The organism is Paenibacillus sp. FSL R7-0302, assembly GCF_038006885.1.
In the GTDB taxonomy this organism is placed as follows: domain Bacteria; phylum Bacillota; class Bacilli; order Paenibacillales; family Paenibacillaceae; genus Paenibacillus_AQ.
On sequence record NZ_JBBOWB010000002.1, the window covers coordinates 1335402 to 1351335 of the forward strand.

The following is a 15934-nucleotide window of genomic DNA, read 5'->3' on the forward strand; positions in this document are numbered from 1 at the left end:
ACGCACTTCCTGTTTTGTGCACTTGCACTTAGGTTATAATGACAATAAAAAGCGGCTGGGCCCGGGGGACTCCCCGTTTGCGGCCCGGCTGCTTTTTTGGATGTTTGCAGGAAGAGCGCCGCCGCTTCAAAGGAAGCGGATGGAATTGTTCTTTAGAACTGCAATTGAGGTGGAAGTGACGGAGGGGAAGTTTGGAACTGGAGGAGCGTCAGCGTCCGCCTTTAGGATTGAATTTCTACTGCGAAGAGCAGTTTAAATAAGGAAATTCAATCCTAACAGCGGCCGGAAGTCCAAACATTTCCCGCAGTTACGGCGTACACCGACAGGCATTTCTTAAGAGCGATGAAGCGGCGATCAGAAGCTGCGTCGCCTATCCGCCAAACATCCAAACCGGCAGCCCGGCGCGATATTCAATTATGAAAGGTGAAGTGATCCAATTGATCGATCCTAATGTGAAGCAGGACCTGCGTGAAATGGGCAAGAAATTAACCAACCTTAGGGGGTCACTTTGACTTAGACCTGAAGCTGGAGATGATAGCGAACTTCGAAGAGAAGATGGCGGCTCCCGGGTTCTGGGATGATCCCGATCAGGCGCAGAGCGTGATTGGCGAGATGAATGCCGTGAAGTCGGTGGTTGACCAATTCGAGAAGCTCCAGCAGGATTATGACGATGCTGCCATGATGGCGGAGCTGGCCGATGAGGAAGGCGACGACGCGTTGGCAGAGGAGATAGCCGGAACGATTCGCAGTATAAGCGCCAGAGTGGATGAGTTCGAGCTGCAGCTGCTGCTTAATCAGCCATACGATAAGCTGAACGCGATTCTGGAGCTGCATCCCGGTGCAGGCGGTACGGAGTCCCAGGATTGGGGCCAAATGCTGCTGCGCATGTACACACGCTGGGCGGAGAAGCGGGGCTTCAAGGTAGATGTGCTGGATTATCTGCCGGGCGATGAAGCAGGAATCAAGAGTGTAACTTTGTTAATTAAGGGCCACAATGTATATGGGTACCTCAAGGCAGAGAAGGGCGTGCACCGGCTGGTGCGCATTTCGCCTTTTGACTCCTCAGGCAGACGGCATACCTCCTTCGTATCCTGCGATGTGGTACCGGAGATTGCAGACGACGTCGAGGTGGATATCCGTACGGAAGACCTGAAGATTGATACGTACCGGGCCAGCGGCGCGGGCGGTCAGCACATCAATACTACAGACTCCGCGGTGCGGATTACGCATATGCCAACCGGCGTGGTGGTCACCTGTCAGAATGAGCGTTCCCAGATCAAGAACCGGGAGCAGGCGATGAAGATGCTGCGTTCCAAGCTCTATGAGCGCAAAATCCAGGAGCAGCAGGCACATCTGGACGAGATCCGCGGCGAGCAATCGGATATTGCCTGGGGCAGTCAGATTCGTTCCTATGTGTTCCATCCTTACAGCATGGTGAAGGATCACCGTACCTCTGTGGAGACGGGCAACGTTGGAGCGGTAATGGATGGAGATCTGGACGGCTTCATTGACGGGTATCTGCGGAGCCAGATCAAGACGGAAGCTGAATAAAAGTAATCCAATTCCTACGCGTCTTCGGAGGTGTAGGAATTTTTGTCTGAACATAAAGGAGTCCGGCCAACCATGCAAAAAATCAATTCACGCAACAAACCTCCGCTCATTCCCTTGAACGGACCGCTGCGTCATACGGTGGACATTGCGCTTATTCTGATTGGCTCGCTGATCACCGGCCTGGCGTTCAACCTGTTCTTCCTCCCGAACCGGATTGCATCCGGCGGGGTGTCGGGGCTGTCGGTACTGGCCGAGGCCTGGTTTGGGGCAGAGCCTGCTTTTACCCAGTGGGCGCTGAATATTCCACTCTTCATTCTCGGCGTGATCTTCCTCGGCAAACAGTACGGCATCCGCTCTCTGCTGGGCAGCTTTGTGCTGCCGCTGTTTATCTTCCTGACGAAGGACGGGCCTGTGCCGACCACGAATCCGCTCCTGGCCTCTATCTATGGAGGAATTGGTGTGGGTCTCGGGCTCGGCCTCGTCTTCCGGGGGCGCGGCTCTACAGGCGGACTGACCATTGCGGCACAGATTATTCAAAAGCTTACCGGCTTCAGCTTCTCACTGTCCGTTGTGCTGCTGGATGGTACGGTGATTACCTTGGCGGCTTTTGTACTGGGGATGGAGCAGGCGATGTATGCACTGATCGGGCTGTTCGTCACCGGCCGGGTGATCAACGCGCTGGAGGTGGGCTTCAGCACCACAAAGGTGGCGTATATCATCTCGGATCACACTGAGGACATCTCGCAGGCGATTCTGAATGATCTGGACCGCGGGCTGACCAAGCTGAATGCGCAAGGCGGCTATACCGGGGATAACCGTACGGTGCTGATGGTTGTAGTAGGCCAGAATGAAATTACGAGGCTGAAGGCGATCGTCCGCTCGGTGGACCCGGCTGCATTTGTAATTATTACCGAGGCCCATGAAGTGCTGGGCGAAGGGTTCAAAAGAGAAGCGTAGACTCCCTTAGGGGGCTCTGCGCTTCTTTTTTTATCGTGGAGCGAATAGGATGACCCTGCCTTTTCTTCTTGTGTGCCAGCTGAATAAACTTGACGTAACATGTTGTATTTATATTAATTCGGTCGTATAATAATACATATTTGCAGGACGGTTATGCATGAGCGATAATGATAGAAATGAGAAACGGGAAGCGGGGATGACAGTGACAGGCAAGCTGAGAGCGGCAATTGTCGGATCAACGGGATATGGGGGCGTGGAGCTGATTAGACTGCTGCAGGGCCACCCTGATATAGAGATTACATCAGTGATTTCCTCTTCGAGTGCGGGTGCGCCGATTGAGGAGGGTTTTCCGCATCTCACGGGAGTGGTGCAGCGTAAGCTGGACGGTGTAGATGCAGCAGAGATTGCAAGCAGAGCAGATGTTGTATTTACTGCTACCCCGTCGGGGGTGAGTGCGAAGCTGGTGCCCGGGCTGCTTGAGGCGGGACTCAAGGTCGTGGATCTATCCGGGGACTTCCGGCTGAAGGATGGCGCAGAGTATGAGCAGTGGTATAAGCACCCGGCTCCTCCGGAAGCTTACCTGGAACAGGCGGTATACGGGTTATGCGAGGTGTACGGAGAGCGTGCGGCCGGAGTGGACTTCATCTCTAATCCCGGTTGTTACCCGACAGCTACGCTGCTGGGGCTGATTCCGGCGCTTGCGGCAGGCTGGATCAAGCCGGACAGCATCATTATTGATGCGAAATCCGGGGTGTCCGGGGCAGGGCGGGGAACGAGCCTGATGGTGCATTTTGCTGAGATCAATGAGAACTTCAAAGCTTACAAAATCAACAAGCATCAGCACATCCCTGAAATTGAACAGGTGCTGACCGATATTGCCGGGGAGAAAGTTACAGTAACCTTCACTACCCATCTGGTGCCGATGACCCGGGGGATTATGGCTACGATGTATGCCGGACTGATTGGTGAACATAGTGAACAGGAACTCGTAGATTTATATCGTAACTATTATGCAGGCAGGCCGTATGTGCGGGTGCGTGAGCCCGGCGTGGTTCCGGCGACGAAGGAAGTCAGCGGATCGAATTACTGCGATATCGGCTTCGCCACAGACGCACGCACCGGACGGGTTACTATTGTGTCGGTCATCGACAATATCGTTAAGGGCGCCGCAGGGCAAGCGATTCAGAACCTCAATTTGATGATGGGATGGGAGGAAACCCGCGGGCTGGGTTACACACCAGTGTATCCATAAGCGCAAGCGGTCAAACAATATCATGAGTGAGAAACCACTATATACCGTCGTAGAAGGCGGAAGTATTACTGCACCTAAGGGCTTCACCTCCGGTGGTCTGCACTGCGGTCTCAAAAAAACTGAGCGTAATGACCTCGGCGCAATTCTATGTGAGGTGCCTGCTACGGCGGCTGCGGTGTATACGACCAATGTATTTCAGGCGGCTCCGCTGAAGGTTACGCGGGAGAGTCTGGCGGACGGAACGCTGCAGGCGGTGATCGTGAACAGCGGCAATGCCAATGCCTGTACAGGGGACCAGGGAGAGGCGGATGCGTACGAGATGCGTGCTGCCGCTGCCCGTCATCTGGGCGTGAATGAGCTGGATGTCGCTGTCGCTTCCACAGGTGTGATCGGGGAACTGCTGAAGATGGACTGTGTGCGCAGCGGGATTGCCGGACTGCCGGAGAAGCTGGACACGGGCGCTTCCGGTGCGGAGGAATTCAGCCAGGCGATCCTGACCACTGATCTGGTCAAAAAAGAAAGCTGCGTAAAAGTAACGGTAGGCGGTACAGAGGTTACGATTGCCGGAGCGGCGAAGGGTTCCGGGATGATTCACCCGAACATGGCGACGATGCTGGGCTTCATGACCACCGATGTGCTCATTGATGGGGAGGATCTGCTCAGTCTGCTGCGCACAGCTACTAATTCTACTTTTAATATGATTACCGTTGATGGTGATACCAGTACGAATGATATGCTGGTTGCGATGGCCAGCGGGCTGGCCGGCAATGAGAAGCTGACGCGGCTGCATGCGGACTGGGAAGCTTTTGCTGCGGCGTTCACCCATGTGTGCCAGCATCTGGCGATGGCGATTGCCCGTGACGGCGAAGGGGCCACGAAGCTGATTGAGGTGCAGGTGAACGGGGCGGTGCATGATGAAGGTGCGGCGGCGATTGCCAAGACCGTGGTCGGCTCCAGCCTGGTGAAATCGGCGATCTTCGGCGCGGATGCCAACTGGGGGCGGATTATCGCGGCTGTAGGGCGCGCGGGCGTTCCGGTATCGCCGGAGCGGGTAGATATTAAGCTGGGTGAGATCGAGGTGCTGCGCGGGTCGCGTCCGGTGGCTTTTGATGAGGAACAGGCACTGCATTATCTGCAAAAGACGGATACCGTGCTGATCACGGTAACCTTGTCGGACGGCAGCGGTCAGGCTACAGCCTGGGGCTGCGACCTGACTTATGATTATGTGCGGATTAATGCGGCTTACCGCACGTAATTTGTGCAGAGGCGTGTAGAAGCTTGTACAGAGGGGGCAGGGAGATGACGTTAGAACCGATAGAGTCTCAGGCGCAGGCGGGGGCCGCCGGGTTGTTCGTAATGAAATGCGGGGGGAGTACGCTGGCGGCGCTGCCGGATTCATTCTTCGAGGATCTGCGGGAGCTTCAGGTCAGCGGGAATCAGCCTGTAATCGTGCATGGCGGCGGCCCGGCGATCTCCGGCAATCTGGAGAAGCTCGGCATTGAGAGCCGCTTCGTGAACGGCCTGCGGGTAACGACGGAAGAGGTGCTGGATGTGGTGGAGATGACCCTGTCTGGCAGCATCAACAAGGCGATTGTCCGGCGTATTCAGGCCAGCGGGGGACAGGCGCTCGGCGTATCGGGCGTAGACGGTAACCTGATTACGGCGCGTCCGGTGGCTAACCATCATGAAGTGGGTCTGGTGGGAGAGGTAAGCGGAGTCCAGGCGGAGATTGTGACGGGTATCCTGGCGATGGGCTATATTCCGGTTATTGCACCAGTGGGCGTAGATGGCGAAGGCCAGCGGTACAATATCAATGCGGACACCGCTGCCGGAGCAGTGGCTTCATATATCGGCTCGCCGAGTATGATCGTGGTTACGGATGTGCCGGGTATTATGCGGACGGTGGACGGGGAGAAGGTAGTGCTTCCGTCCGTAACGGTGGCGCAGATTGAAGCGCTGATTGAAAATGGTGAGATCTACGGCGGAATGATTCCCAAGGTGCGCGCCGCGATGGACTGCATCCAGGGTCAGGTGTCCGAAGTTATTATTGTAGACGGCAAAGAGCCGCGTGTCCTCAGCCGGGTGCTGAAGGGTGAAGCGCTGGGCACGCGGATTGTTCGATAAGGAGATAGCAGATTGAGTGGAAAGACGTTCTGACAGGGATTCGTAGTTCTGTAGCAAAGTGACAAGTAAATTAGACGCGCTGACGGGGAGCCGGCAGCAGCATGGTGGGAGAGTGACTAAGAATGAGTGAGCTTACGCAAACGGACAAGAATTCTTTGACAGAGGCGCCGCAGGAGCGTTCAGCAGGAACGAACGGACAGGGGGCCGCTCCTGCCAAGCTGAGTGCGGTATTCCCGTCATATAGCAGATATGATATCAGTCTGGTCAAAGGCAAAGGCAGCTGGGTATGGGATGAGCAGGGTAACAAGTATCTGGACTTCATGAGCGGCCTCGCAGTAACGAGCCTGGGCCATGCGCCGGAGAAGGTCGGTGCGAAGCTCAAGGAGCAGATTGATACGCTGTGGCATGTCTCGAACCTGTTTCACATTCCGGGCCAGGAACGGGTAGCTGCGCTGCTGACAGAGAATAGCTGTGCGGATCAGGTTTTCTTCTGCAACAGCGGAGCGGAAGCGAATGAAGCAGCCATCAAGCTGGCGCGCCGGTATCACCAGAAGGTGAAGGGGACGGACCGCTATGAAGTGATTACCTTCGAGCAATCGTTCCATGGCCGTACGCTGGCTACACTGACAGCAACAGGTCAGGCGAAGGTAAAAGAAGGCTTCCTGCCGCTTCCGGCAGGCTTCAAGACGGTGCCGCTGCATGATCTGGAGGCGCTGAAGGGTGCCATTACCGAGCATACGGCAGCGATTATGCTGGAGATGGTGCTTGCCGAGGGCGGTGTGCTTGAGGTACAGCAGGAGTTCATGGATGCTGTTGTAGCGCTGTGCAAGGAGCACGGACTGCTGCTGATCGTGGACGAAGTGCAGACCGGGATGGGCCGTACGGGCAAGCTGTTCGCTCATCAGCATTACGGCATTGAGCCGGACATCTTCACCTTGGCCAAAGGGGTAGCCAGCGGCTTCCCGGCCGGTGTGATGCTCGGCAAGGGCTATCTGCGCGAGGCCTTCAGCCCGGGCAGCCACGCCAGTACCTTCGGCGGCACCCCGCTGGCGGCAGCAGTGATGCAAGCGACCATTGAGACCATGCTCGAAGACAAGCTGCCCGAGCGGGCTGCGGAGATGGGCGAATACTTAAGCGGACAGCTTAGAGCGAAGCTGGCGGACACTTCCTTCGTGAAGGAGATTCGCGGCAAAGGCCTGCTGATCGGCATTGAATGCCAGGAGCCGGTAGCCGAGATCGTTCTCGCCGGACAGAAGCAAGGACTGCTGTTCGTTCAGGCTGGCCCGGATGTAATCCGTCTGTTGCCTAATCTGTACGTCAGCACGGCCGAGATTGATCAGGCGGTGGACATCCTATCGGAACTAATTCATACTTATGCTAATCAAGGAAACGGGGAGGCAAATTCATGAGTCACGGTACACCAGGCGTAACAGAGACGATTGCCGCACAGCTCAAAGGCCGTGATTTGCTGGAGCTGAATGATTACAGCCCGGAGGAAATCACGTATTTGATTGATCTGGCGATTGAGCTGAAGCGCAAGCAGAAGAACGGTGAGGTCTACCAGCCGCTGCTGGGGAAGACGATCGGTCTTATTTTTGAGAAATCCTCTACCCGCACACGGGTGTCGTTCGAAGTGGGGATGTATCAGCTGGGCGGTCATGCCCTGTTCCTGAGCAAAAATGATATCCAGCTCGGCCGTGGCGAGACGGTTGGTGATACGGCCCAGGTCATGTCGCGTTATCTGGACGGTATCATGATCCGTACGTTCGGCCATGATAAAGTGGAAGATTTGGCCCGCTACGCTTCGGTGCCTGTCATCAACGGCCTTAGCGATCTGGCCCATCCCTGCCAGGTGCTGGCAGACTACCAGACTGTATACGAGCACAAGGGCAAGCTGAAGGGACTGAAGCTGGCGTATATCGGCGACGGTAACAATATGGCGCATTCCCTGCTGATCGGCGGCGCCAAGCTGGGCGTACATGTCTCTATCGCCGCACCGGAAGGCTACGAGCCGGACGAGTCTGTGGTGGCCGAGGCGCGCGAGATTGCCAAGGAGACAGGCTCGGTCATCACCGTGACCCGAAGCCCGCAGGAGGCGGTACAGGACGCTGATGTGATCTATACGGATGTCTGGGCGAGCATGGGCTTCGAGGCCGAGCAGCTGGCACGTGAAGCGGCGTTCAAGGACTATCAGGTCAACGAAGAGCTCGTAAAAGGCGCGAAGAGCGATTATCTGTTCCTGCACTGCCTGCCGGCCCACCGCGAGGAAGAGGTCAGCACCGGTGTCATCGACGGCCCGAACTCCGCGATCTTCGATCAGGCGGAGAACCGCCTGCATGCGCAGAAGGCGCTGATGGCGGCTTTGATGGGCTAGATTGAGCCTAGCAAAGCGTCAGAAGCAAAGAAATGAGTTCATACCACCCACAAATGCGCGCATGTATGAATTGAAGTGTCATTTTTAGCAGACATTTAGAGATAAGTGTATTCTGTACAATTAAAAACCGTGAAAAGTTAGAGTGTCCTCTTCTAACTGTAGTCTGTACAACTAAATCCGCCCTAATAGGCGAGAATTCAGGTATAGAGGCATTTTAATTGTACGAACTACAGCTAAACGCACACTCTGCGTTATATCAGCCAATTTAGTTGTACAAATTGCAATTAAGTCCACCCATGGCACCTTAATCGTGCACAGCCAACCCTGAGCAAGTGATAGGTTTCGATGGGTTGAAGTAATTGAATTATATATATACAACACATATATAAGATCAACTTAGGTACGGAGCGTTGGATTTCCGGTGCATAGCAGCGAAGTGAAAGTTTGGAACTGTAGGAGCGTAAGCGTCCGCCTTTGTCTCCGGATATTATCCGCTCTAGCGGTATATTCAAGAATATCTGGAGACAACAGCGGCCGGAAGTCCAAACATTTCATGCAGCTGCGTCCAAGCACCGGATGTCTATACGCAAAGCTTGAAGTTGATCTTATAATCACCCTCCACACCGAAAGGAAGCTAAACCCCCATGCCAAAAGAAAAAATTGTACTCGCCTATTCCGGCGGGCTGGATACCTCAGTCATTCTGAAATGGCTGAAAGAAACGTATGATGCGGAGATTATTGCTTTTACAGCGGATATTGGTCAAAAAGAAGAGTTGGATGGTCTGGAGGAAAAAGCACTCGCAACCGGCGCATCCAAGGTCTACATCGATGATCTGCGCGATGAGTTCGCGAATGACTTCATCTATCCGATGTTCCAGGCGGGTGCACTCTATGAGGGACAATATCTGCTGGGCACCAGCATTGCCCGTCCGCTGATCGCCAAGCGCATGGTGGATATCGCTATTGCCGAAGGCGCTACAGCCATTGCCCATGGAGCTACAGGTAAAGGGAATGACCAGGTCCGCTTCGAGCTGAACGCTGCTGCGTTATCGCCGAGCATTAAGGTAATCGCGCCTTGGCGTCTGGAAGAGTTCCGCAACCAGTTCCCGGGCCGGGCCGAGATGATCGCTTACGCCGAAGCCAACGGTATTCCGGTACAAGCCTCTGCGGCTAAGCCGTATTCGATGGACCGCAACCTGCTGCATATCAGCTATGAGAGCGGCGTGCTGGAAGACCCGTGGTTCGATCCAAGCGCACCGGAGAACAAGGAAATGTTCCTGCTCTCCAATGCGCCGGAGGACGCCCCGGATGAAGCTGAGTATCTGGAGCTGGACTTCGTCAAGGGTGACTGTGTAGCGCTGAACGGCGAAGCGTTATCCCCGCTGCAAGTGATGGAGAAGCTCAATGAGCTGGGCGGCAAGCACGGGATTGGACGCGTGGATATGGTCGAGAACCGTTTTGTCGGCATGAAGAGCCGTGGCGTGTATGAGACTCCGGGCGGAACCATTCTGTTCACCGCTCACCGCAAAATGGAATCGATCACCATGGACCGTGAAGTGATGAACCTGCGTGACAGCCTGATCACCCGTTACAGCACGCTGGTGTATAACGGCTTCTGGTTCGCACCGGAGCGGATTGCGATGCAGGCCCTGGTGAAGGAGAGCCAGAAGAACGTGACCGGTACGGTACGCGTGAAGCTCTACAAGGGCAACATCATCGGCGCCGGAGTCAAGAGTCCGGTCAGCCTGTACAACCCGGATATCGCCACCATGGAGGCAGATCCTACTCAGGCCTACGACCAGGGCGATGCGACCGGCTTCATCCGTCTGAATGCCCTTCGTCTGAAGGTATCGGCAGGCGTAGCAGAATCCAATAAGTAGCAGCATATAAAAGCGGACACAAGAAGGCCGTTCCTCCCAACTGGACAGGGGCGGCCCTTCTAACGTCTATCGAGGAGGAACAACAGGTGAGCAAGCTGTGGGGCGGACGTTTTACCAAAGGAACGAACAAGCTGGTAGAGGAATATACGGCTTCTATCGAGTTCGATAAAGTGCTGGCGGAAGAGGATGTGCAGGGCAGTCTGGCCCATGTCACGATGCTGGGTAAATGCGGAATTCTGCCGCAGGAGGATGTCGAGACGATTAAGAACGGGCTCGCGAAGGTACTGGACAAGGTACGTGCGGGGGAGATTGTGTTCTCGGTTGCCGATGAAGATATCCACATGAATATTGAAAAGAACCTGATCGAACAGATCGGCCCGGTCGGCGGCAAGCTGCACACCGGACGCAGCCGCAACGATCAGGTGGCTACAGATATGCACCTCTACCTGCGTAACCGCGTGGTGGAGCTGGTAGCGCTGCTGCATGAGCTGCAGGGTGCGCTGATCGGGCAGGCCAAGGATAACCTGGAGACCATCGTTCCTGGATATACCCACCTGCAGCGGGCACAACCGATTCTGTTCGCGCATCATCTGCTGGCCTACGTGTCGATGTTCCGCCGCGATGCGGAGCGCCTGACCGACAGCTACAAGCGGATCAACGTGCTGCCGCTGGGTGCCGGGGCGCTGGCGGGAACGACGTTCCCGATTGACCGTCACTTCGTGGCCGAGCAGCTTGGCTTCGACGGGGTCTATGAGAACAGTCTGGATGCGGTCAGCGACCGCGACTTCATCGTGGAGTTCCTGGCGAATGCATCGCTCGTTATGACTCATCTGTCCCGGCTCAGCGAAGAGCTGGTGCTGTGGAGCAGCACCGAATTCAGCTTCGTGGAGCTGGATGATGCCTTCTGCACCGGCAGCAGCATCATGCCGCAGAAGAAGAACCCGGATGTGCCGGAGCTGGTGCGCGGCAAGACAGGCCGTGTCTACGGCAACCTGATCGGACTCCTGACCGTGCTGAAGTCGCTGCCGCTGGCCTATAACAAGGACATGCAGGAAGACAAGGAGGGCATGTTCGATACTGTAGCTACGCTTACAGGGGCCTTGCAGCTGTTCGCGCCGATGATCTCCACCATGAAGGTGAACAAGGCGCGGATGCGCGAAGCGGTGAATACGGACTTCTCCAACGCGACCGATATCGCCGACTTCCTGGTAGGCAAAGGCCTGCCGTTCCGTCAGGCACATGAGGTGATCGGCAAGACTGTCCTGTATTGCATCAACGAGGGCAAGTTCCTGCTCGATCTGACGCTGGACGAATTCAAGCAATTCTCGCCGTTGTTCGACGATCAGATCTATGCGGTGCTCCAGCCGGAGGCCGTGGTGAACGCCCGTAATGTCTACGGCGGTACCGCTACGGTTCAGGTGCAGGCTGCCATCGGGCGGGCTGAAGCGGACCTGGCTGCTGCGGGTGAATGGGTGAAGCAGCATGGGAATGCGGCGGAGTAAGCCTGGGAGAGCCTGAAGGCGAAACTAGAGGATAAGTGGAAACGGCATTGCCGTCCTTTTAAAGGACGGTACCGTTTCAGCGAGAAATAGAAGGATAAGTTATCGTGTGCAACATATAAATTCTTATATTTTAAACGAAAGACTGTCTCTACTAGCATCGGTTAGATGCGGTAGAACAGTCTTTTTTTTGAGCGATAATGTTATATTCTCCGCACCCCAGGTAGAAGCTCACGGAAATGATCCGTATCCGCTTACAATCTGGAAGATTCTACTTGCTTAGCGGCAGCCACTTCAGCACATCGCGGATCTTGGCATCCCAGTATCCCCACTCATGCTCGCCCGGCCCTTCCTCGTAGGTCAGAGACAGCTTCGTCTTGGAGCAGGCCTTACGGAAGACCTGGTTATCCTCATACAGGAAATCCTCGGTTCCACAGCACTGATAGAGCAGCGGCTTCGGTCCTTTGGAGCGGTTCACTTCCTCAAGCAGCCATAGCAGATCTTCCGGAGTACCGGTAATGTCCTTGTCCCCAAAAATCTGCAAATAATCCTTAGTCTTCTGCGATGGATCTTCAAAGTTCAAGAAATTGTGTGCCATATCGAGGGCTCCAGACAGACTTGCTGCGGCAGTCCAGTCCCCCGGCTTGCGCAGTCCGAGCTTCATTGCCCCATATCCGCCCATCGACAATCCCGCCACGAAGTTATCCTCGCGCTTGGCCGACAACGGGAAGAAGGAACGGGCCAGTGCCGGTAACTCCTCACTAATGAATGTCCAGTACTTGCCGCCTGCCTCCATATCCGTGTAGAAGCTGCGGTGGACCTGCGGCATAACCACAGCGATGCCCAGCTCCGCTACATAACGCTCAATTGAGGTCCGGCGTAGCCAGATCGAATCATCGTCAGACAGGCCGTGCAGCAGATACAGCGTGGGGTGTAAGGTCCCTTTGGAGACATTGCTCATTCCGATCTGCGTAGTGGTCTGCTGCGGCAGAATGACAGTCATCGAAGTACTGAGCCCCAGCACCTCCGAATAAAATTTACATTCAATTAAAGCCATTTGCGTATCCCCTTTCTGCCCACATGATAGCACAGCCCTTACCTGATATAAATTGTAGATTTCTCCAGATTAATTGTCCGCAAGCATTGCTGCTGCCGGAGCAGAAAGAATATAATGGAAGTAGGTAGAAAGATTCATATAAACATGCAAGGACACAGGACTGAAGACACGGATAAGCCCATAATTGAATTTCAATAGAGTATAGGGAGCGAACATAATGTCCTGGAAAGACCCATGGAACCGCAGCCGCGAGCGGGGCAAGGAAGCGGGCTTCACCCTGATCGAGGTGCTGGCCGCCATCGTCATTTTGTCGATAGTGTCCCTGGTGCTGACTTCTTATTTCACCAATGCCATGACCTATTCCAAGTCCAACCAGAACAAGACGATCATGGTCAATCTGGCACGGAACGCGCTTTTTTATATGGAGAAGCAGGATTTTGACAAAACCGTAGAGTTCTTCAGAGATAAGACAGATAGACTTTCTGCAGATGTTTGCAAGATTGAGGGCTGTGGTGATGCCATCAGCGATGAAGGAGTTGCCTACCGGAAGGCGTTTAACACGGAAACCCTGTCTCATGTACTACACCCCAAAGTAAACGGAATGGATTACAGTATTGATGTTATTTATCAAAAGGAGTTAGATGACGCTTATCAAGAATATCTGCTCCCAGTCAAAGTCGTGGTTACCCGTGATTCCGAGGGCGGCCCATCGGCACCAGTAGAGGTGGAGGGATATATCAGCAATGAAGAGATTCGCTAATACAGCTGAGCGCGAGATTGGTTTTACTCTGATTGAACTGATCGCTGCCATCAGTCTATTTGCCATTGTGGCCGGGATCATTGGCTCCGTGACTATGTTTGGTTTCCGAAGCTATCATAAAATTACGGTGGAAAATAAACTGCGCGATGAAGCTGATCTTGTGATGTCCTCCATTATTACGCAACTATATACGTATGGACCTGAGGAAATCCAGAGTACTAATTCAGGAATTATGCTATTAAGATCTGATCGTGATCCTCTGCGTATTCAGGTTGACGGCAACGATATTCAAATAGGGGATTCCAGAATTGGTCCGGGAAGCACATCGGCACTTCATTTGGACTCGGCATTAGCGGGATCAGCCATAGCAGTAACCAAGGTGGATGAGAATAGATCCAATCTTAACGCATTATATGAATCCGGACTGGTGCGAATTCAGCTCAAATTGAATTACAAAGGCGGGGCATCAGAGGAGGATGAGCTACATGTGGATAGCCAATTCGGCTTCTAAAGGTAAGGCTAAGCTTCTTAAGCTGAAGGCTCTCTCACGGGAGGGAGAGAACAGAGCCAGGGGCCAGCAGTTTCGTTCCGAGAGTGGCTCCGCTCTGGTTCTGGTAATGTTCATCGTGCTGTTGCTTACGATTCTTGGGATGGGGGTACTCAGCGCGACTGTCGGTGGAGCTGTACGGACAGAGACCAGAGAGAATGATGTGCAAAGTCTTCACTTGGCGCAAAAGGGCCTGGATGAGGCCACCGCGTATATTCAAGCCAAGCTATCCCCAATAACGGATATTAACCCGGATAAGCTAGAGCATGTTCTGAACGGGTTAGATCAGAAAGGTCTCAATGTATCTACAGAGCTTGGCGTTAACAGCAGTGGCATCATTGATTACATAGAATATAAAGACAAGAAATTCGATGATATTAAGCAGACAAGACAATATTATATTGATGTAGAGGCTTCAGCATTGGTAAATGGAGTGCAACGCACACTGCAGCAGAGAATTACTATCGATACCTATCCTGACTTTCTGAAATATGCCTTTGGCTCCGAACAGAACGTCTATCTAAATGGAGCTCCGGTGGTAAAAGGTAATATTTACGCAGGCAATAAGCTGATTATCTCTAACAGGGCAGAGTATAAATATCTAGAGGATTCCGGGTTGAAAAAACCAACAATGTTTCCGCAGATACAGCCGAATGGAATGGATGCTGCCAATTTGGGAGAGGTATTTGTACAGTCTCTTAAAGATATTGAATACCATGTATTCGATCCGTCAGGAAACGGGGGGGAGGCCAAGAGATTAGCTGACAGCTCCGATATGAAACAAACGGTTCAAGATATTATGGGGATTGATTTAGACAAAATTAAAATTAAAGAGCAGAAAAAGTTTGTGCAAATTAATGTAGAGGAGTCCTTTATCGATAAGCTGGTCGAATCGACTTCGCCTTCTAATGACAATGCGGCCGATGCACTGAGGGGGCGGCTAAGCGGAAAGAATCCAAGTGAGCTAACCCAATGGCTTCAGACAGGGAGTCTTATTGAAGCCAAGACAGTTAATCCTCCTCCCGAGAAACCTGCACAGGGCGAGGAGGAGAGTGATCAAGATTATCTGGTGAGACTTGAACAATATGACAATGAGCTTAGAGCGTATCATGAGTCCTTCATGGGCTTGAATCAATCCTACCGGGTTGACGGTAATCTCACCATTGAGGGAAATGATTTCTACGGACTGACTTTTGAAGAAATGGCTAAAAGAGGTGCTGTGCCCAAGTGGATTGTGGTGGATGGTAACTTGAATATTATAAATAATAAAGCCGGTTTTATTCCCATAAAAGCAAACATTCTAGTTACCGGTGATGTGAAGATTAAAGGCAATGTCTCCTTCGATTCTACGATGTTTGTGCTAGGAAGTACTACAGTGGAGGATGCTGTAATCAGCGGTTTGGGAACGGGTACTGATAAAAAGGAATTAGTGCTAATCTCCAAGGGACCGGTGCTGGTAAACCGGATTGATGCTTTTTCCAATGCAGATCCAGATGAAATGAATGCATTTTTTTATACGGATGCTGAAGCTAAGCTTTATGGAGTGGGTTCCATATTCTGGTTGAAGGGCGGTTTTTTCTCAAAAGGAGATTTGACAGTAAACGCGGTGCTGGGTAATACATCTGAACCGTCTGAAGCGGCACTACCCAGCCAGTTGATCTTCTCGGAACCTCAAGTTACAGAGCCGAGGGCAAGGGAGCGTTTTCGGGTCATATACAATTATAAGGTCTACACCGATCAGCAATCCAGTCTGCCGCGGGTCCGCAAAGTGAATATTGCTGTCAGTCCGATGAGGCTGGTTAGTATACCTCCCAGATCTTCTCATACTGATACAACAGAGTAATTAAGATAATGAGCATGATGTAAGCCGAAATAAGACCTTCTCGTACGTTCCGTAGATATCGGAGCGGAGAAGGTCTTTTATTTCACATAA

The 15934-nt window shown here is 53.3% G+C and carries 13 protein-coding genes; 12 read left to right on the forward strand and 1 reads right to left on the reverse strand.

The genetic code is table 11. The annotated features are described in order from the left end of the window. Positions 1-416 precede the first annotated feature (416 nt). The 9 genes from prfB to argH all read left to right on the forward strand — a co-directional run bounded on the left by prfB (position 417) and on the right by argH (position 11640). Positions 417-1551 (forward strand): peptide chain release factor 2 gene (prfB, locus tag MKY96_RS31630; RefSeq protein ID WP_340946595.1). Its coding sequence is split into 2 segments (ribosomal slippage): positions 417-509 and positions 511-1551, totalling 1134 coding nucleotides; the frame shifts between segments, so codons are not numbered across the junction. 72 nt (positions 1552-1623) lie between these two features. Then, positions 1624-2508, forward strand: a complete 885-nt coding sequence (locus MKY96_RS31635; RefSeq protein WP_339251791.1) for a YitT family protein — start codon at positions 1624-1626, stop codon at positions 2506-2508. A gap of 196 nt (positions 2509-2704) precedes the next feature. Next, positions 2705-3760: an N-acetyl-gamma-glutamyl-phosphate reductase gene (gene argC / locus MKY96_RS31640; RefSeq protein WP_445671517.1), complete on the forward strand. Its 1056-nt coding sequence runs from the start codon at positions 2705-2707 to the stop codon at positions 3758-3760. Positions 3761-3782: 22 nt separating this feature from the next. Then, positions 3783-5015: a bifunctional ornithine acetyltransferase/N-acetylglutamate synthase gene (gene argJ, locus MKY96_RS31645; protein WP_340946596.1), complete on the forward strand. Its 1233-nt coding sequence runs from the start codon at positions 3783-3785 to the stop codon at positions 5013-5015. A 44-nt stretch (positions 5016-5059) separates the two neighbouring features. Next, on the forward strand, positions 5060-5884 hold the full coding sequence (argB, locus tag MKY96_RS31650; protein ID WP_340946598.1) for an acetylglutamate kinase: 825 nt from the start codon (positions 5060-5062) through the stop codon (positions 5882-5884). Positions 5885-6006: 122 nt separating this feature from the next. Further along, positions 6007-7293 carry an acetylornithine transaminase gene (locus MKY96_RS31655; protein ID WP_340946600.1) on the forward strand — a complete coding sequence of 429 codons (1287 nt, stop codon included), beginning with the start codon at positions 6007-6009 and terminating at the stop codon, positions 7291-7293. Next, positions 7290-8258: an ornithine carbamoyltransferase gene (gene argF / locus MKY96_RS31660; RefSeq protein WP_340946602.1), complete on the forward strand. Its 969-nt coding sequence runs from the start codon at positions 7290-7292 to the stop codon at positions 8256-8258. Before MKY96_RS31655 ends, argF begins: the two co-directional genes overlap by 4 nt. Positions 8259-8902: 644 nt before the next feature. After that, entirely contained in the window at positions 8903-10138 is a 1236-nt protein-coding gene (locus MKY96_RS31665; protein ID WP_340946604.1) for an argininosuccinate synthase, read from the forward strand. 86 nt (positions 10139-10224) lie between these two features. Beyond that, positions 10225-11640, forward strand: a complete 1416-nt coding sequence (argH, locus tag MKY96_RS31670; protein ID WP_340946605.1) for an argininosuccinate lyase — start codon at positions 10225-10227, stop codon at positions 11638-11640. A 268-nt stretch (positions 11641-11908) separates the two neighbouring features. Here argH and MKY96_RS31675 read toward each other — a convergent pair whose 3' ends face one another. Next, the gene (locus MKY96_RS31675) at positions 11909-12694 is read right to left on the reverse strand and encodes an alpha/beta hydrolase (RefSeq protein WP_340946607.1); all 786 of its coding nucleotides are present in this window, start codon (positions 12692-12694) and stop codon (positions 11909-11911) included. A gap of 217 nt (positions 12695-12911) precedes the next feature. Here MKY96_RS31675 and MKY96_RS31680 point away from each other — a divergent pair, with 217 nt between their 5' ends. Genes MKY96_RS31680 through MKY96_RS31690 form a run of 3 tightly spaced genes read left to right on the forward strand, consistent with a single transcriptional unit; the run spans position 12912 to position 15844 of the window. After that, positions 12912-13454 (forward strand): prepilin-type N-terminal cleavage/methylation domain-containing protein, encoded by a 543-nt coding sequence (locus MKY96_RS31680; RefSeq protein WP_340946609.1) that lies wholly within the window; start codon positions 12912-12914, stop codon positions 13452-13454. Further along, positions 13438-13965: a PulJ/GspJ family protein gene (locus MKY96_RS31685; RefSeq protein ID WP_340946611.1), complete on the forward strand. Its 528-nt coding sequence runs from the start codon at positions 13438-13440 to the stop codon at positions 13963-13965. Before MKY96_RS31680 ends, MKY96_RS31685 begins: the two co-directional genes overlap by 17 nt. Then, positions 13940-15844 (forward strand): hypothetical protein, encoded by a 1905-nt coding sequence (locus MKY96_RS31690; protein ID WP_340946613.1) that lies wholly within the window; start codon positions 13940-13942, stop codon positions 15842-15844. The genes MKY96_RS31685 and MKY96_RS31690 overlap by 26 nt, the downstream gene beginning before the upstream one ends. Positions 15845-15934 lie beyond the last annotated feature (90 nt).

What these genes read in the sequence shown, in the direction of transcription:
- MKY96_RS31635 (WP_339251791.1), top strand. Translation starts at nt 1,624, where the DNA reads ATGCAAAAAATCAATTCACGCAACAAACCTCCGCTCATTCCCTTGAAC.
- argC (WP_445671517.1), top strand. Translation starts at nt 2,705, where the DNA reads ATGACAGTGACAGGCAAGCTGAGAGCGGCAATTGTCGGATCAACGGGA.
- argJ (WP_340946596.1), top strand. Translation starts at nt 3,783, where the DNA reads ATGAGTGAGAAACCACTATATACCGTCGTAGAAGGCGGAAGTATTACT.
- argB (WP_340946598.1), top strand. Translation starts at nt 5,060, where the DNA reads ATGACGTTAGAACCGATAGAGTCTCAGGCGCAGGCGGGGGCCGCCGGG.
- MKY96_RS31655 (WP_340946600.1), top strand. Translation starts at nt 6,007, where the DNA reads ATGAGTGAGCTTACGCAAACGGACAAGAATTCTTTGACAGAGGCGCCG.
- argF (WP_340946602.1), top strand. Translation starts at nt 7,290, where the DNA reads ATGAGTCACGGTACACCAGGCGTAACAGAGACGATTGCCGCACAGCTC.
- MKY96_RS31665 (WP_340946604.1), top strand. Translation starts at nt 8,903, where the DNA reads ATGCCAAAAGAAAAAATTGTACTCGCCTATTCCGGCGGGCTGGATACC.
- MKY96_RS31675 (WP_340946607.1), bottom strand. Translation starts at nt 12,694, where the DNA reads ATGGCTTTAATTGAATGTAAATTTTATTCGGAGGTGCTGGGGCTCAGT.
- MKY96_RS31680 (WP_340946609.1), top strand. Translation starts at nt 12,912, where the DNA reads ATGTCCTGGAAAGACCCATGGAACCGCAGCCGCGAGCGGGGCAAGGAA.
- MKY96_RS31685 (WP_340946611.1), top strand. Translation starts at nt 13,438, where the DNA reads ATGAAGAGATTCGCTAATACAGCTGAGCGCGAGATTGGTTTTACTCTG.
- MKY96_RS31690 (WP_340946613.1), top strand. Translation starts at nt 13,940, where the DNA reads ATGTGGATAGCCAATTCGGCTTCTAAAGGTAAGGCTAAGCTTCTTAAG.